Source organism: Nonomuraea glycinis (assembly GCF_014646515.1).
GTDB lineage: Bacteria > Actinomycetota > Actinomycetes > Streptosporangiales > Streptosporangiaceae > Nonomuraea > Nonomuraea glycinis.
The window spans coordinates 35,298-50,184 of the sequence record NZ_BMNK01000025.1 but is presented as its reverse complement, the minus strand read 5'-3'; the positions used below and the strand labels follow the sequence as shown (position 1 = coordinate 50,184).

The 14,887-nt window shown below is 70.3% G+C and carries 18 protein-coding genes; 12 read left to right on the top strand and 6 right to left on the bottom strand.

Features of this window, described 5'->3' with window-relative positions:
* Window positions 1–11 precede the first annotated feature (11 nt).
* The 6 genes from IEY87_RS42805 (at window position 12) to IEY87_RS42780 (ending at window position 5,470) form a co-directional block, all read left to right on the top strand.
* Window positions 12–1,205 carry a thiolase family protein gene (locus IEY87_RS42805; RefSeq protein WP_189144620.1) on the top strand — a complete coding sequence of 398 codons (1,194 nt, stop codon included), beginning with the start codon at window positions 12–14 and terminating at the stop codon, window positions 1,203–1,205.
* The gene (locus IEY87_RS42800; RefSeq protein ID WP_189144619.1) at window positions 1,202–1,864 is read left to right on the top strand and encodes a 3-oxoacid CoA-transferase subunit A; all 663 of its coding nucleotides are present in this window, start codon (window positions 1,202–1,204) and stop codon (window positions 1,862–1,864) included. Before IEY87_RS42805 ends, IEY87_RS42800 begins: the two co-directional genes overlap by 4 nt.
* Entirely contained in the window at window positions 1,861–2,544 is a 684-nt protein-coding gene (locus IEY87_RS42795; RefSeq protein ID WP_308112954.1) for a 3-oxoacid CoA-transferase subunit B, read from the top strand. Before IEY87_RS42800 ends, IEY87_RS42795 begins: the two co-directional genes overlap by 4 nt.
* 29 nt (window positions 2,545–2,573) lie before the next feature.
* A complete protein-coding gene (locus IEY87_RS42790; protein ID WP_189144618.1) occupies window positions 2,574–4,001 on the top strand; it encodes an aldehyde dehydrogenase family protein in 1,428 nt (475 codons plus the stop codon).
* Window positions 4,002–4,014: 13 nt separating this feature from the next.
* Window positions 4,015–4,641, top strand: coding sequence for a nuclear transport factor 2 family protein (locus IEY87_RS42785; RefSeq protein ID WP_225277269.1), 627 nt, complete (start codon window positions 4,015–4,017; stop codon window positions 4,639–4,641).
* A 142-nt stretch (window positions 4,642–4,783) separates the two neighbouring features.
* Window positions 4,784–5,470, top strand: a complete 687-nt coding sequence (locus tag IEY87_RS42780) for an SDR family NAD(P)-dependent oxidoreductase (RefSeq protein ID WP_189144617.1) — start codon at window positions 4,784–4,786, stop codon at window positions 5,468–5,470.
* Between the two features lie 135 nt (window positions 5,471–5,605).
* Here IEY87_RS42780 and IEY87_RS42775 read toward each other — a convergent pair whose 3' ends face one another.
* From IEY87_RS42775 to IEY87_RS42760, 4 genes are all read right to left on the bottom strand, one after another.
* The gene (locus tag IEY87_RS42775) at window positions 5,606–6,829 is read right to left on the bottom strand and encodes an RNA polymerase sigma factor (protein ID WP_189144616.1); all 1,224 of its coding nucleotides are present in this window, start codon (window positions 6,827–6,829) and stop codon (window positions 5,606–5,608) included.
* Entirely contained in the window at window positions 6,826–7,164 is a 339-nt protein-coding gene (locus tag IEY87_RS42770) for a YciI family protein (RefSeq protein ID WP_189144615.1), read from the bottom strand. Before IEY87_RS42770 ends, IEY87_RS42775 begins: the two co-directional genes overlap by 4 nt.
* Before the next feature lie 68 nt (window positions 7,165–7,232).
* Window positions 7,233–7,658, bottom strand: coding sequence for a nucleoside deaminase (locus IEY87_RS42765; RefSeq protein WP_189144614.1), 426 nt, complete (start codon window positions 7,656–7,658; stop codon window positions 7,233–7,235).
* Window positions 7,655–8,506 carry an LLM class flavin-dependent oxidoreductase gene (locus IEY87_RS42760; RefSeq protein ID WP_189144613.1) on the bottom strand — a complete coding sequence of 284 codons (852 nt, stop codon included), beginning with the start codon at window positions 8,504–8,506 and terminating at the stop codon, window positions 7,655–7,657. Before IEY87_RS42760 ends, IEY87_RS42765 begins: the two co-directional genes overlap by 4 nt.
* A gap of 210 nt (window positions 8,507–8,716) precedes the next feature.
* Between IEY87_RS42760 and IEY87_RS42755 the strand changes: the two genes are divergently transcribed.
* Window positions 8,717–9,937, top strand: a complete 1,221-nt coding sequence (locus IEY87_RS42755) for a PP2C family protein-serine/threonine phosphatase (protein ID WP_189144612.1) — start codon at window positions 8,717–8,719, stop codon at window positions 9,935–9,937.
* A 127-nt stretch (window positions 9,938–10,064) separates the two neighbouring features.
* Here IEY87_RS42755 and IEY87_RS42750 read toward each other — a convergent pair whose 3' ends face one another.
* Window positions 10,065–11,243 (bottom strand): cytochrome P450 family protein, encoded by a 1,179-nt coding sequence (locus IEY87_RS42750; RefSeq protein WP_189144611.1) that lies wholly within the window; start codon window positions 11,241–11,243, stop codon window positions 10,065–10,067.
* A gap of 125 nt (window positions 11,244–11,368) precedes the next feature.
* Between IEY87_RS42750 and IEY87_RS42745 the strand changes: the two genes are divergently transcribed.
* From IEY87_RS42745 to IEY87_RS42730, 4 genes are all read left to right on the top strand, one after another.
* Window positions 11,369–11,806: a hypothetical protein gene (locus IEY87_RS42745; RefSeq protein ID WP_189144610.1), complete on the top strand. Its 438-nt coding sequence runs from the start codon at window positions 11,369–11,371 to the stop codon at window positions 11,804–11,806.
* A gap of 2 nt (window positions 11,807–11,808) precedes the next feature.
* Window positions 11,809–12,039, top strand: coding sequence for a helix-turn-helix transcriptional regulator (locus IEY87_RS42740; protein ID WP_189144609.1), 231 nt, complete (start codon window positions 11,809–11,811; stop codon window positions 12,037–12,039).
* A gap of 16 nt (window positions 12,040–12,055) precedes the next feature.
* Window positions 12,056–13,042, top strand: coding sequence for an NAD(P)-dependent alcohol dehydrogenase (locus IEY87_RS42735; RefSeq protein ID WP_189144608.1), 987 nt, complete (start codon window positions 12,056–12,058; stop codon window positions 13,040–13,042).
* A gap of 80 nt (window positions 13,043–13,122) precedes the next feature.
* Window positions 13,123–13,515, top strand: coding sequence for a VOC family protein (locus IEY87_RS42730; RefSeq protein ID WP_189144607.1), 393 nt, complete (start codon window positions 13,123–13,125; stop codon window positions 13,513–13,515).
* A gap of 63 nt (window positions 13,516–13,578) precedes the next feature.
* On the opposite strand, the gene IEY87_RS42725 is transcribed toward IEY87_RS42730, so the two are convergent.
* Window positions 13,579–14,007, bottom strand: a complete 429-nt coding sequence (locus IEY87_RS42725; protein ID WP_189144606.1) for a MarR family winged helix-turn-helix transcriptional regulator — start codon at window positions 14,005–14,007, stop codon at window positions 13,579–13,581.
* 78 nt (window positions 14,008–14,085) lie between these two features.
* Between IEY87_RS42725 and IEY87_RS42720 the strand changes: the two genes are divergently transcribed.
* Window positions 14,086–14,886, top strand: coding sequence for an alpha/beta fold hydrolase (locus IEY87_RS42720; protein WP_229699459.1), 801 nt, complete (start codon window positions 14,086–14,088; stop codon window positions 14,884–14,886).
* The last annotated feature ends 1 nt before the right edge of the window (window position 14,887 follow it).

Here is a 14,887-nt window from a genome sequence, read left to right as displayed (position 1 = left end):
AGACGACCCGAATGGGCAGCTCATTCGTGTACGCGTCGGCCCGGACCCCGTTCGGCCGGTTCAACGGAGCCTTGGCCGACACGAGGACCGACGATCTGGCCGCGACCGCGCTGAAGGGACTTCTGGACCGCTCGCCGGGCCTGGATCCCGGCCTGGTCGGCGACGTGTTCTGGGGCAACGCCAACGGCGCCGGCGAGGACAATCGCAACGTCGGCCGGATGGCCGTGCTGCTGGCGGGCATGCCCGTCTCGGTGCCCGCCACCACGGTGAACCGGCTCTGCGGCTCGTCGCTGGACGCCGCCATGATGGCCGCACGCATGATCGAGGTCGGCGACGCGGAGATCGCGATCGCCGGAGGCGTCGAGTCGATGACGCGGGCGCCGTGGGTCCTGCCGAAGCCGTCGCGCCGGTTCCCGGCAGGCGACGTCACCGCCGTCTCCACGACGCTGGGCTGGCGTCTGGTGAACGAGCGGATGCCCGCCGAGTGGACGGTCTCGCTGGGCGAGTGCAACGAGCAGCTGCAGGAGAAGTTCTCGATCTCGCGCGAGCGGCAGGACGAGTTCGGCGCTCGCTCGCACCGCCTCGCGGCGGAGGCGTGGAAGAAGGGCTTCTACGACGACCTCGTGGTGCCCGTCCCCGGCACCGACCTGGGCCAGGACGAGAGCATCCGTGCCGGCACCTCGCTCGAGGCGCTGGCAAAGCTGAAGCCGGCGTTCCGGCCCGACGGGACGATCACCGCCGGCAACTGCTCACCGTTGAACGACGGCGCCAGCGCGGTCCTGCTGGGCTCGGCGAGCGCGGCCGCGACCATCGGTCGTGACCCGGTCGCGCGGATCGCCGGTCGCGGCTGGGCGGCGCTGGAGCCGCAGCAGTTCGGCTACGCCCCGGTCGAGGCCGCCAACGGCGCGCTCGAGCGGGCGGGCATCACCTGGGACGACATCGGCGCCGTCGAGCTGAACGAGGCGTTCGCCGTCCAGTCGATCGCCTGTGTCGACGCCTGGCTCAAGCTCGGGCTGCGGGACGCCGAGGTCGTCAACGCCAAGGGCGGGGCGATCGCCATCGGGCACCCACTGGGTGCCTCGGGCGGACGCATTCTCGGGACCCTCGCGGCGCGGCTCGTGGAGTCCGGTGAACGATGGGGCGTGGCAGCCATCTGCATCGGTGTGGGTCAAGGCTTGGCGGTCGTGCTGGAGAACGTCGCATGACGTTGCTCTGCACCTCTGTCGACGAGGCGGTCAGCGGCATCGCCGACGGCTCGACGGTGCTGGTCGGCGGCTTCGGCACGACCGGCATGCCGTTCGACCTGATCTACGCGTTGATCCGGCAGGGAGCGCGAGACCTCACCGTCGTGTCGAACAACGCGGGCAACGGGGACACCGGGCTCGCGGCGCTGCTCGCGGCCGGGCGGGTGAGCAAGGTCGTGTGCTCGTTCCCCCGGCAGACGGACTCCTGGGTCTTCGACGAGCTGTACCGCAGCGGGAAGATCGAGCTCGAGGTCGTGCCGCAGGGGAACCTGGCCGAGCGCATGCGCGCCGCCGGAGCCGGGATCGGCGGGTTCTACACCCGCACCGGAGCCGGGACCCTCCTCGCGGAGGGAAAGGAGACCCGCGAGATCGACGGCCGGACGTACGTCCTCGAGCGGCCCATCGCCGCCGACGTCGCGCTCATCAGCGCCCACACCGCGGACACCCTCGGGAACCTCGTCTACCGCAAGACGGCACGCAACTTCAATCCCGTCATGGCGACGGCCGCGACGACCACCATTGTGCAGGTGCAGCACCTCGTCGAGCCGGGAGCGCTGGATCCTGAGGCCGTGGTCACCCCAGGCATCTACGTCGACCGGATCGTGCAGGTGTCGTCATGAGCATGGTGTCTCCGAGCATCGTCGAGCACACCGACCGTGGCCCGCTCGGACGGGACGAGATGGCCCGGGTGCTCGCGCGCGACATTCCCCGCGGGGCGTACGTCAACCTCGGCATAGGTCAGCCCACGACCGTCGGCGACCACCTTCCCCCGGAGTCGGGGGTCATCTTCCACACCGAGAACGGCATGCTCGGCATGGGGCCGGCGGCGACGGGCGACGCGATCGATCCCGACCTGATCAATGCCGGCAAGTTCCCGGTGACCGAGCTGCCCGGCGCCTCGTACTTCCACCACGCCGACTCGTTCGCCATGATGCGAGGCGGCCACCTCGACCTGTGCGTCCTCGGCGCCTACCAGGTCTCGGCATCGGGGGATCTCGCCAACTGGCACACCGGCGAGCCCGGCGCGATCCCGGCGGTCGGCGGGGCGATGGACCTCGCCGTGGGCGCCAAGCAGGTCTTCGTGCTGATGTCGCTGTTCACCAGGACCGGCGAGCCGAAGCTCGTCAAGGAATGCACGTATCCGCTCACCGCGCTGCGGTGCGTGGACCGGGTCTATACCGACTTCGCCACGTTCGAGATCACCGGGGGGGACCAGATCCTCGTCCGGGAGACGTGGGGGATCTCGTTCCACGAGCTCCGCTCGCGCGTCGACGTCCCGCTCACCGTGGCGACACCGTGACCACGCTTGTCAGGAGGTTGGAGAGCGACATGTCCACTAGGCGCCAGTTCTACATCGGGGGTGCGTGGGTCGATCCGGCCGCGCCGCGGACCTTGGGCGTCCTCGACCCCGCGACCGAGGAGACGTTCGCGACGATCAGCCTCGGGACGGCCGAGGACGTCGACCGCGCGGTGGCGGCGGCGCGCGCGGCCTTCGCCACGTACTCGCAGGTCAGCGTGGAGCAACGGCTGGAGTACCTCGAGCGGATCATCGCCGGCTTCCGGGCTCGGCTGCCCGAGATCGCCCGGACGATGACGCGTGAGATGGGGGCGCCGATCACGTTCTCGACGGAACGCCAGGCCACGGTGGCGCTGTTCCACTTCGAGGAGGCGGCCCGCGTGCTCGCGGACTACTCCTTCGAGGAGGAGATGGGAGCCGGGATCGTGCGGCGCGAGCCGATCGGCGTCTGCGGTCTCATCACGCCGTGGAACTGGCCGCTGAACCAGGTCGCGTCGAAGGTGGCCCCGGCCCTCGCCACGGGATGCACCGTGGTGCTCAAGCCCAGCGAGATCGCGCCGCTCAGCGCCATGGTGCTCGCCGAGGTCATCCACGACGCCGGGCTGCCGCCCGGCGTGTTCAACCTCGTCAACGGTGACGGTCCCACGGTCGGTGAGGCCATCGCGGCGCACCCCGACATCGACCTGGTCTCGCTCACCGGCTCGACCGGTGCCGGCATCAGGGTCTCCAAGCTCGCGGCCGACACGGTGAAGCGCGTCGCGCTCGAGCTCGGTGGCAAGTCGGCCAACATCATCCTGCCCGACGCGGACCTGGAGTCCGCGGTCGTCGCCGGGGTGCACTCGTGCTACACCAACGGCGGCCAGAACTGTCAGTCGCCCACGCGGATGCTCGTGCACCGCTCTCAGCGCGACGAGGCGTACGCCGCGGCGCGACGGGCGGTCGAGGAGGTCCGTCTCGGGGACCCGTTCGATCCGTCGACCACGATGGGGCCCGTGGTGAGCCAGGCTCAGCTGGAGAAGATCACCGCGCTCGTGCAGTCGGGGATCGACGAGGGCGCGACGCTCGTGGTCGGCGGCCCGGGGCGCCCCGACGGGCTCGACAAGGGGTTCTACGTCCGCCCGACCGTGTTCGGCGACGTCACGCCACAGATGCGGATCGCGCGCGAGGAGATCTTCGGCCCCGTGCTCTCGATCCTGCTCTACGAGACCGAGGACGAGGCCGTCGAGATCGCGAACGACACGCCGTTCGGGCTGGCGGGCTTCGTGCAGTCGAAGGACCCCGACCGCGCCCGCAGGGTCGCCAACCGCATCCGTGCGGGCCGCGTCTACCTCAACGGCGCTCCGTTCGACCGCAGCCTGCCGTTCGGCGGCTACAAGCAGTCCGGGAACGGACGAGAGTTCGGGCGGTTCGGCTTCGAGGAGTACCTCGAGGTGAAGGCCGTGCTCGGCTATCCGCAGTGAACGAGAGGACGACATGGTGAACCCTGACCACAGCGAACGGCTGGCAGTCCTCCTGGACCGCGAGGAGCTCTTCGACCTGGTGAGGCGGGAACGCTTCGCCCGCGACCAGCGACTCTTCGACGTGATGCGTGACTGCTTCCACGACGACGCCTACGTCCGGACCACGTGGTACGACGGACGCGGCGGCGAGGCCTACGTCGAGGCGACGAAGACGTGGATGGAGCGGACCGGGAACAGCAAGCACTGGGTCTTCCCCGCCTACGCGCGGGTCGAAGGCGACCGGGCGACCGTCGAGAGCCCGGCGAAGATCTTCAACCGGACCACGGTGGAGGGAGTGGAGGTCGACTTCCACGCCTACTGCCGGTTCTTCTCACGTGCCGTTCGGGACGAAGGACGGTGGAAGCTGATGAGCTTCGAGGTCCTGCTGGAGCGCGACGAGCTGCGCCCCGTCCACGCGGGTGCGGCGCTCCCGGTGGACGTGGCCCAGCTCGCTGGGCTTCGGCCGTCCTACCGGTTCCTCACCTGGATCCAGTCGACCCGCGGCGTGACGGTGAGTCAGGACCTGCTCGGCGACGACCGGCGGGCCGAGCTCGACGCGTTCCACCAGGGCGAGACCGCCTGGCTCGCCGGCACGGGATAGCGGTCAGCGCCGCAGGCCCTGACTTCCGAAGTGATCGCTGCGGAACGTGCTACGGTGGATTTCCGCATCGATCGATGCGGAAGTCGGGGTAGAGAGCGGTCGCACCCAACGGTCCGCTCGGCCACACTGCGGGAGGGAACCCATGACCGTCACACTGATCACCGGGGCCAACAAGGGCATCGGTTTCGAGACAGCCAAACAACTTCTGGAGCTGGGGCACACCGTCTACATCGGTGCGCGCGACATCGAGCGAGGCGAGAAGGCCGCAGCCGCCCTGGGCGCACGGTTCGTGCAGCTCGACGTGACCGACGACGCCTCGGTGAGCAACGCGCTGGCGACGATCGGTGCGGCCGAGGGACAGCTCGACGTCCTGGTTCACAACGCGGGCATCCTCGGGAACGAACTCCTCGACGGTCCCACGGCCCTGCGGGCGTTCGACACCAACGCGGTGGGAATCGTACGCGTCACAGAAGCGGCACTCCCCTTGCTGCGCAAGTCCTCGAACCCCACCGTGGTCACCGTATCGAGCAGCGCCGGATCGTTCTGGGCGGTGAACAACCCTGACCGGCCCGAGTTCCACCTGCCGCTGGCGCTCTACTCCGCGTCCAAGGCGGCGGCGACCATGCTGACGGTCCAGTACGCCAAGTCCCAGCCCGGCATCAAGTTCAACGCGCTGGAGCCCGGCACCACAGCCACCGACATGACCGCGGCCTTCGGGATCGGAAGATCGCCGGAGGAGAGCGCCAGAGCTGTCGTGCGCCTGGCCACCCTCGACGTGGACGGCCCGACAGGAACCTTCCAAGACGAGACCGGAGAACTGCCCTGGTAGTCGCCACGCGGGCGTAGTAACGCGCGGCTCAACGCGCTCGTATTCTGACCGGTGCCTGATGTCGTACAGCCGTAGCGGCATCCACCTCAGCGACATGGTCGCGACGATCAACGAAGAGGACCTGAGCTCGCCTGATCACAGAGCGACACCCGATGACCCCCGGCCGAGCTCCTGCCGGGCGCGCCGCAGGAAGGCTCGCTCGGCCTCGTTCGCGGTGCCGGCGATGGCCGCGTCGTAGGCGGCCGCCGCCTCCTCGGCGCGATCCAGCCGGCGCAGCAGGTCGGCGCGGATGGCGTGGAACAGGTGGTAACCGCCGAGATCCAGGTCGTCGACGAGAGTGAGCGCGGCCTGCGGGCCGTCGACCTCGGCCACCGCCACGGCCCGGTTGAGTGCCACGATCGGGCTCGGGGCGATCGCCATGAGCTGGTCGTACAGCAGGACGATCTGCCTCCAGTCCGTGGGCGGCTCGCTGTGCACGGCGTTGACGGCCGCCTGGATCTGGTAGCGCCCGGGCCGGCCGCGGCGCAGGCAGCGCCGTACCAACTGCCGGCCCTCCGCGATCAGCTCCCGGTCCCAGAGGCCGGGGTCCTGGTCGGCGAGCAGGACGAGGTCGCCGTCCGGCGAGACGCGGGCGGGGCGGCGCGACTCCAGGAGGAGCATGAGCGCGAGCAGCCCGGTGACCTCGGGCTCGTCCGGCATGAGCTCGGCCAGGAGCCGTCCGAGTCGGACGGCCTCGGCGCACAGCTCCTCGCGGACCGGCCGGTCCCCGGAGCCGGCCAGGTAACCCTCGTTGAAGATCAGGTAGATGACGGCCAGCACGGCCTGGAGGCGGTCGGGCAGGTCGGCCTCGTACGGGATCCGGTACGGGATGCGGGCGTCGCGGATCTTGCCCTTGGCGCGCACCAGGCGCTGGGCCATGGTCGGCTCCGGCACCAGGAAGGCGCGGGCGATCTCGGCGGTGGTGAGCCCGCCCAGCAGCCGCAGCGTCAGGGCGACCTGGGCGGCCCGGGCGAGCGCCGGATGACAGCAGGTGAAGATCAGGCGTAGCCGGTCGTCGCGCACGGGCCCCTCCTCCACGGGTTCGTCGCGGGCGTACACCAGGGCGGCCTGGGCGTGGCGGTCCTCGCGGGAGGACTCACGCCGCAGGCGGTCGACGGCCCGGTTGCGGGCGGTGGTGATGATCCAGCCCGCCGGGCTCGGCGGCAGCCCCTCGGCGGGCCAGCGGCGCACGGCGACGGTGAAGGCGTCCTGGACCGCCTCTTCGGCGATGTCGATGTCGCCGAAGACGCGGACCAGGACAGCGACCGCGCGCCCGTACTCCTCGGTGAAGACGCTCTCGATCGCCGAGAGAGGCGTCACTGGAACGGCCGCACCTCGATCGGCAGCGTCGTGACGCGGGCGAGCTTGCGGCCCCACACGAGAGCGGCGTCGAGATCGGGCGCCTGGATGATGGTGAAACCGCCCAGGTGCTCCTTACCCTCGGTGAACGGCCCGTCGGTCATGAGCACCTCGCCCGCCTGCGGGCGCAGCACGGTGGCGGTGCCCGGCGGGTGCAGCCCGGCGGCGAAGACCCAGGCGCCCGCGGCCCGGAGCTCGTCGTTGAGCGCTGCGAGATCGCGCATCACCGGCTCCAGGACCTCGGGCGGCGGCGGGTCGCCGTCGGGCTGATAGATGCTGAGCAGATACTGCTTCATCGCGGATGTCCTCCTTGCTCTCACCTTCTATACGAACGACCGCCCCGCGAATCGACAGCCGTCCTGGCTCAGGTGTAGTAGCCGTCGACCGCGGCGCGGGCCTCCTCGTAGAGCGCCGGGCCCTCGTGGGGGACCTGCGGGAAGCCGCCGCCCGGCTTGAGACCGTTGAGCTGCTCGCCGGAGAGCGCGAACACGACGCGACCGAGGCCGGAGCGCTCGATGGCGCCCGTGCACATGCCGCACGGCTGGCAGCTGGTGTACATGGTGGTGCCGGCCGCGGCGTCGGCGTCGAGCTCGCGTGCCGCCCATCGGGCGAGCTTCAGCTCGGGGTGCGCGGTGATGTCGGAGTCGGCGAGGCTGGTGTTGCGCTCCTCGGCGATCACCTTGCCGTCCTTGCTCACCAGCAGCGACCCGAAGGGCGGGTTGCCGGCCTGCCTGGCGGAGGTGGCCAGCTCGATGGCCCTGCGGAGGAAGTGCTCGTCGTCCTGGTTCATGAGGTCTCCATTCGGGGTCGGTGGGCGGCGACCGCCGCGAGAGCTTCCCAGGCCACCTCGGGGTGGCCGGTCTCGTGCGGGTCGCCGTTGAAGGGATCGAGGACCACGGTGCCGGCGCCGAGCCCGTGCAGCTGTTCGAGGTCGTCGAGGATCTGCTCGATGGTGCCCTCACCGGCCGACCGGTCGGGCCCGGTGACCGGCGTGGTGGTGAGCCGCAGGATGATGCGCGGGACCACCGGCGGCACCGGGCGCTCCAGCTCGTCGGCGATGACCTTGAGCCGATCCAGCGCGCCACGCAGCCAGGGCAACGTGAAGCGCAGCGGATGCCACGCGTCGCCCAGGCGTACCGCCCGGCGCAGCCCGGCGTCGCTGTTGCCGCCAACCCAGATCGGGATGCGACCGGGGCCGTAGTCGCCTTCGTCGGCCCAGGCGGCGCGCATGGCCCCGATGTGGTCGTCGGTCAGCTTGCCACGCTGCTTGAACGGGACGTCGAGCGCCTCGAACTCCTGCCGCGCCCAGCCGACCCCCACACCCAGCACCAGCCGCCTGCCGCTGAGCTGGTGCAGGTTGGCGGCCATCCGGGCGACGAGCAGCGGATGCCGGTACGGGACGATGAGCACAGTGGTGCCGAGCTTGACCCGCTGGGTGATCCCGGCGAGCCAGGCCAGCGTGGTGAAAGGCTCATAGAACGGCGCGGGATACTGCTCGGCCACATCTGGCGTCACCACCACGTGATCGGACAACATGAGCAGGTCGTAGCCGAGCCCTTCGACCGTCTGCGCCCAGCGCCGCAGCGTGTCAGGATCGGCGCCTGGCCCGAAATTCGGAACGTTCACCCCAATGTGCATCAGCAAAGGCTACGGGGTCGCGGCCTCCCCTGCGTGGACGGCCGCTCTGAGCTTCTCCTCGCCGGTGAGGGTGGTGTCATTTCTCGTACGTGAAGCCGCCGGGACGCTCGCCGGGGCGGGAGGGTAGACAGGGCGGGAAACGAGCGTGACAGCAGGGGCCCCGGGTATGACAACCCGGAAGAAAATGACCACGGCAGGGAGGCGTGCCGCATGCTGAGCGACGGCGAACGCATGCTCGGCGGTCTCCTGCGGGCCAGTCACACCGCGACCCTGGAGGACGTCGTCCCCCTGGTCGCCCAGCACGCCGGCTACGCCGGTTTCACCAATACCCAGATTTACGTGGCGGATCTGCAGTCGGAGTTTCTCGTACCCCTGCCCGGGCAGACCGATGCGGCGGGTGAGCCGCTCTCGCGGCTGCGCGTCGACGGCACCGTCGCCGGTCGGGCCTTCCGCGACATCACGCTCGTCAGAGCCCCGCTGAACAAGGCCGACGATCCGGACGCGGTGCGGCTGTGGACGCCGCTGCTCGACGGCACCGAACGGGTCGGGGTGGTCGGCGCGATCACCCACCGCTCGGACGAGACCACCGAGTGGCGGATGAAACGCCTCGGCACGCTCCTCTCCCTGATGGTCGTCAGCAAGCGCCACTCCAGCGACACCTACGCCCAGCTGGTCCGCACCGAGCCGATGACCCTGTCGGCCGAGGTGCTGTGGAACCTCCTGCCGAACGGCAGCTTCGCCAACGACAAGGTGGTGCTCGGCGGCGCGCTCGAACCCGCCTACCAGGTGGGCGGCGACGCCTTCGACTACGGCATCACCGGGGACCTCCTGCACCTGACGATCCTGGACGCGATGGGCCACGACCTGACGTCCGGGCTGACCGCGACCATCGCCATGGGGGCCTGCCGCAACAGCCGGCTCCAGGGGGTGGACCTGCTCACCACCAGCGAGGCGATCGACGAGGCGATCGCCGAGCAGTTCGGCCAGACCCGCTTCGCCACCGGCATCCTGGCCGATCTGGACATGACCACCGGTGAGCTCACCTGGGTCAACCGCGGGCATCACCCGCCGCTGGTCATCCGCGACGGCCGCCTGGCCGCCACGCTGGAGAGCAAGGTTCCCGCGCCCCCGATGGGGTTCAGGATAGGAACGCCGTCCGGGATCGAGCGCTATCAGCTCCATCGCGGCGACCGGCTGCTCTTCTACACCGACGGCATCATCGAGGCCCAGAGCCCGGAGGGGGAGATGTTCGGGCTGGACCGGTTCATCGAGTTCATCGTGCGGCACGAGGCGGACGGGATGTCCGCGCCGGAGACCCTGCGGCGGCTGATCCAGTCGATCCTGCGGCACCAGCACGGGCGGCTCCAGGACGACGCCACCGTGCTGACCGTGGAGTGGCAGGCCGGCCGGCACGTCGCCCTCATGATGTGACAGGCGCCCGGCCGCCCGCGGCCCAAGCGGTTCCCTGGGCGCGTCTCGACCACCGCCATCAGGCGGTCGAGACGCCTTGGGCACACCGGCTCTCCGCACCGCGATCAGGCCGGTGCCGCCGCGGGGGCTAGACGGTGACGGGAAGTGACGCCAGGCGCCAGGTGCCGGGATCGGGCAGGCGCGCCGAGGGAGAGGCGAGGCTGAGGCCGGGGAAGCGGCGCAGCAGCGCGCCGAGCGCGACCTCCGTCTCCAGCCTGGCCAGCGGGGCGCCGAGGCAGAAGTGCGGGCCGTGAGCGTACGCGAGATGTCCTGACGATTCGGGGTCGCGGCGGAGATCGAGCCGGTCGGGGTCGGGATAGACGCGCGGGTCGCGGTTGGCGCACCCGATGGCGGCCGTGACGGGCACGCCCTTGGGGATCGGCACGCCGCCGACCTCGACGTCCTCGCTCGGGAAGCGCGGGATGGCGAGCAGTTGGGGCCCGCACCAGCGGGTCAGCTCCTCCACCGCGCGGGGCAGGAGAGCGGGGTCGGCGCGCAGCGCGCCGAGCTGGTCCGGATGGGTGAGCAGGGTCGCGACGGCGTTGACGATGAGGTTGATCGGCGTCTGCCCGGCCAGCACGAGCTGCCACACCAAGGTGACGAGCTCGGCGTCCCCCAGCCGGTCGCCGTCGTCCTCCTGGACCCGGATCAGGTCGGAGATCAGGTCGGGGCCGGGCTCCTGCCGCCGCCGGGCGATGGCCTGCTTCGCGCCCTCCATGATGCCGGGGATGGCCTTGGCCAGCTTCTCGCCTGAGCCCGAGGCGACGGCCGCGCCGTACTCCCGCCACTGGGCGCGGTCGGCCTCGGGGATGCCGACCAGCTCGCAGATCACGTCGATGGGCAGCGGCCGTGCGAAGTCGGCCAGCAGATCCACCGGGCTTCCGTCCGCGGTCAGGTCGTCCATCAGGCCGTCGACGATCCGCTCGATCCGCGACCGGAACCAGGCGATGCGGCGCGGGGTGAACGCGGGCGCCACCAGCCTGCGCAGGCGCAGGTGCTCGGCGCCGTCCATCTCCTGCATGGTCCGCATGTAGACGAGGTACTCCTCGGGCACCTCCGGGCGCATGAAGCTGGCCGAGCTCAGCCGGAAGCGGGGGTCGGCCAGCATCGCCTTGGCGTCGGCATGGCGGGTCACGGCCCACATCGTGCCGAAACCGGGGGCGATGAGCCGGGCCACCGGCGACTGCTCCCGCGCGCGCCCGTAGGCGGCGAGCGGATCCTCCAGCACGCCGAGATCACTCAGGTCGATCTCCGGTACGCCGTCCATGGCATTCCTCCTCATTCCGATGTTCCCATCATTCAAATGATGACGGTATCTCGTCTGAAGGGGTGCGGCAAACGGGCAAGTTAAAGATTATTGACATCAGGTTCGGTGGGCTTTACATTTCGAGGGTGTCAACGATTCTTTACACGGGGGACGGCATGTCGTACGAGGAGAAGCGGGCGTGGGTCTACGCCGTGATCGCGGCCGTCGTGCCCGCGGTCTACGCCGTGATCGTGTTCGGGCAGCCGGCCGGCGCCTCGGCCGCGGAGGGCGCCTATGTACGGCCGCTGCTCATCGCCGTCGGTGCCGGAATCCTGGCGAACATCGTCGCCGGCACCCTGCTGCCCAGGGGCGCCGACCGCCGCGACGAGCGCGACGTCGGCATCTTCCGGTACGGCACCCAAGCCGGCTACTTCGTGCTCGCGGCGGGCGCCGCCGGCGCACTCCTGCTGACCCTGGCGGGATTCGCGCACTTCTGGATCGCCAACGCCCTCTACCTGGCGTTCGTCCTCGACGCGCTCGTCTCCTCGATCGTGAAGATCGTCGCCTATCGCCGGGGCTTCTAGGCATGGCCAAGCCCACCAAGATCACCAACACGATCCGCTACCTGCGCTTCACCCGGGAGGAGATGACGCAGGCCGAACTGGCGGCCCGCGTCGGGGTGACCCGGCAGACCATCATCGCCATCGAGCAGGGGCGTTACTCACCCTCGCTGGAAGTGGCGTTCCAGATCGCCAGAGTGTTCAACGTGCCGCTCGACGAGGTCTTCCAGTACCCCGGCGACGAGGCCGGCCCCTAACGAAAGGATGCTTCTCATGAGAGCCGCCATCTACGACACCTACGGCTTACCCGAGGTTCTCCGGGTGGAAGACGTCGAAACCCCGCAGCCCGGAGACAAGGACGTGCTGGTGAAGGTGGGCGCGGCACCGGTGTCGGCGGCGGACGCCACCTTCCGGGCGGGCACGCCGAGATACTCCCGGCTGTTCACCGGCCTCACGAAGCCGAAGGCGAAGACGCTGGGCGCCGACTTCGCCGGGGAGGTCGTGGCGGTCGGCAAGGACGTGAGCCGGTTCGCCGTAGGAGACCGGGTCCTGGGCGCCACCGGTGCCACGTTCGGCGCGCACGCCGAATATGTCCGCGTGCCCGCGGACGGGCCCCTGGTCATGGCGCCAGCCAACCTGTCCTACGACGAGGCCGCCTCCCTCAGCGGGGGAGTGCTGACCGCGCTGCCCTTCCTCAGGGACCACGCGCACCTCCGGCAGGGGCAGGAGATCCTCATCAACGGAGCGTCCGGGCAGGTGGGGCTGGCGGCGGTGCAACTGGCCAAGCACTTCGGAGCGCGGGTCGTCGGGGTGTGCAGCACCGCCAAACTGGATCTGGTGGCCTCCTACGGCGCCGACGAGGTCGTCGACTACGTCACGGAGGACTTCACCCGCGCGAGCCGGAGCTACGACGTCGTCTTCGACGCGGCCGGCAAGAGCTCGTTCGCGCGGTGCGAACGCGTCCTGAAGAGCGGCGGGGTCTATCTGACCACCGTGCCCTCACCGGCGATCTTCCGCCAATCGCTGTGGACGCGGTGGTTCGGCGACAAGCGGGCCGGCGTCGCGTTCACCGGCCTGCGGAAGGACGGCGACAAAACCGCGGACCTGCGCTTCCTCGTGGAGATCGCGGAGGCGGGACACATCAGGCCGGCCATCGACGAGCGCTACCCCCTGGCCCGGGCCGCCGAGGCGCATCGGCGGATCGAGTCCGGCCTCAGCCGGGGGACCGTCCTCATCACGATGGAGCGGCACGACAGCTGACCTCCGAACGATCGACGCGCTCGGGAACGCTCGGCGTCTGGGTATCACTTCAGGACGGCCCTACACAGAGGAGCGTGATCATGCCTGTTCTGGGTGGCTTCCACCATGTCAGGCTGCCCGTCTCGGATGTGGGCAAGAGCCTGGAGTGGTACACGCGCGTGCTTCGCCTCGAAGTGTCGATCGAGTTCATCGAGGACGGCGTGCTGGGTGCTGTCGCCCTGATCGACGCGAACCGGACCCTCACCCTCGCCCTGCGCGAGGACCCCCAGCGCGCCGCCGGCCTGGCCGGATTCAACGCGCTGTCCTTCGGCGTGCCGACCATGCAGGCCCTGCGCGTCTGGGCCGGCCACCTGGACGCGCTCGGCGTCGAGCACTCCGGCATCGCCGAAGGCAGCACGGGCTGGCTCATCGGCGGCATCATCGACCCGGACGACATGGAGATTCGGCTCTTCACCCATGAGAGGCGGCCATGAACGCCACCCATCAGGTCGCGCCGCCGGCCTGAGAACCGCGCGCTGCTTCCCCCCAACCCTGCATCAGGTCGGCGCGCCGGCCAGCCGGCGGGCGAGGGAGTCCAGGGTGGCGACGAGGTCGGCGACCTCCGCCACCTCCACGCCCAGCGCCTCGGCCAGGGCGCCGTCGACGGTCATGCTCTCGGCGTTGCGCCGCCCCTTCTCCGGTACGCCGGGCGCGGGACGCACCAGGGTCCGCCGCCGGTCCGCGGGGTCGGTCTCGGTGACCACCAGGCCGTCCTCGCGGAACCTGGCCACCGAGGAGGACACCAGGCTCTGCGGGAAACCGGTGCGCTCGGTGACCTCCCTGATCGAGCTGCCCGGATGCTCGAAGACGTCGACGAGGATCGTCCGCGCGCTGTTCGTCAGCGCGTGGAACCCCGATCGGGGGATGGCGTCCTGACCGATCCTGATCAGCTTGTGTCCCAGGAGAAACAGCTCCAGCCCGTTCATGCGTCCCATGATGCACCACATACGTGATACATCTTAAATATGATGCATCTAGAATCAGATGGAGTTGGCACGCTGGACGTGCCCGGGGCCCGCCTGCGCTACCTGCGACGGGGCAACGGCCCGCTGCTTCTGCTGATCGCCGGCGGCGACGGGGACGCGGCGGCCGGCGCCGACCTCGCCGCCCACCTCGCCGACTCCTACACCGTGCTCACCTACGATCGGCGCGGCCTGTCCGGAAGCACGGTCCACGACCCGGCACAGTCGCCGACCGTCACCACCCACGCCGACGACGTCCACCTGCTCCTCGCCGCCCTGACGGCAGAGCCCGCGTACGTCTTCGGCAGCAGCATCGGCGCGCTGATCTCCCTGGAGCTGGTGTCCCGCCACCCCGAGCAGGTCGGCCTCCTGGTCGCGCACGAGCCGCCCGCGACCCAACTGCTGCCCGAGCCCGAGCGTACGAGCGCCCGCGATGACCAGCGGAGGGCCGAGGACGCCTTCCAGGCGGCGGACGCCTCAGCGGCGATGCTCACCTTCGCGGCCTTCGCCGGCATCGACCCCGCCGACCGCGAGCCGGACGTGGTGCTCATGCCACTCGGCCCGGAGCGACTGCCGAACATGGAGTACTTCCTGACCCATGACGCCCCGGCGGTGCGCCGTCATCGGCTGGACCTGGCCGCCCTGAAGGAGGCGTCCACCCGGATCGTGCCCGCCGTCGGCCAGGCCTCCGCGCACATCTGGGCCCACCGCTGCGCCCGCCTGCTCGCCGAAGAGCTCGGCACCCCGTACGCCGAGTTCCCCGGCGGCCACAACGGCAGCGTCTTCCGCCCCCGGGCCTTCGCCGCCACCCTGCGCGACGTGCTCGGCGGCCGGCTGCCGTGAC

Coding starts and splice junctions, on each gene's coding strand:
- IEY87_RS42790 (WP_189144618.1), top strand. CDS start 2,574: ATGTCCACTAGGCGCCAGTTCTACATCGGGGGTGCGTGGGTCGATCCG.
- IEY87_RS42740 (WP_189144609.1), top strand. CDS start 11,809: ATGGCCAAGCCCACCAAGATCACCAACACGATCCGCTACCTGCGCTTC.
- IEY87_RS42785 (WP_225277269.1), top strand. CDS start 4,015: ATGGTGAACCCTGACCACAGCGAACGGCTGGCAGTCCTCCTGGACCGC.
- IEY87_RS42755 (WP_189144612.1), top strand. CDS start 8,717: ATGCTGAGCGACGGCGAACGCATGCTCGGCGGTCTCCTGCGGGCCAGT.
- IEY87_RS42805 (WP_189144620.1), top strand. CDS start 12: ATGGGCAGCTCATTCGTGTACGCGTCGGCCCGGACCCCGTTCGGCCGG.
- IEY87_RS42730 (WP_189144607.1), top strand. CDS start 13,123: ATGCCTGTTCTGGGTGGCTTCCACCATGTCAGGCTGCCCGTCTCGGAT.
- IEY87_RS42725 (WP_189144606.1), bottom strand. CDS start 14,007: ATGAACGGGCTGGAGCTGTTTCTCCTGGGACACAAGCTGATCAGGATC.
- IEY87_RS42765 (WP_189144614.1), bottom strand. CDS start 7,658: ATGAACCAGGACGACGAGCACTTCCTCCGCAGGGCCATCGAGCTGGCC.
- IEY87_RS42750 (WP_189144611.1), bottom strand. CDS start 11,243: ATGGACGGCGTACCGGAGATCGACCTGAGTGATCTCGGCGTGCTGGAG.
- IEY87_RS42780 (WP_189144617.1), top strand. CDS start 4,784: ATGACCGTCACACTGATCACCGGGGCCAACAAGGGCATCGGTTTCGAG.
- IEY87_RS42795 (WP_308112954.1), top strand. CDS start 1,861: ATGAGCATGGTGTCTCCGAGCATCGTCGAGCACACCGACCGTGGCCCG.
- IEY87_RS42770 (WP_189144615.1), bottom strand. CDS start 7,164: ATGAAGCAGTATCTGCTCAGCATCTATCAGCCCGACGGCGACCCGCCG.
- IEY87_RS42735 (WP_189144608.1), top strand. CDS start 12,056: ATGAGAGCCGCCATCTACGACACCTACGGCTTACCCGAGGTTCTCCGG.
- IEY87_RS42800 (WP_189144619.1), top strand. CDS start 1,202: ATGACGTTGCTCTGCACCTCTGTCGACGAGGCGGTCAGCGGCATCGCC.
- IEY87_RS42760 (WP_189144613.1), bottom strand. CDS start 8,506: ATGCACATTGGGGTGAACGTTCCGAATTTCGGGCCAGGCGCCGATCCT.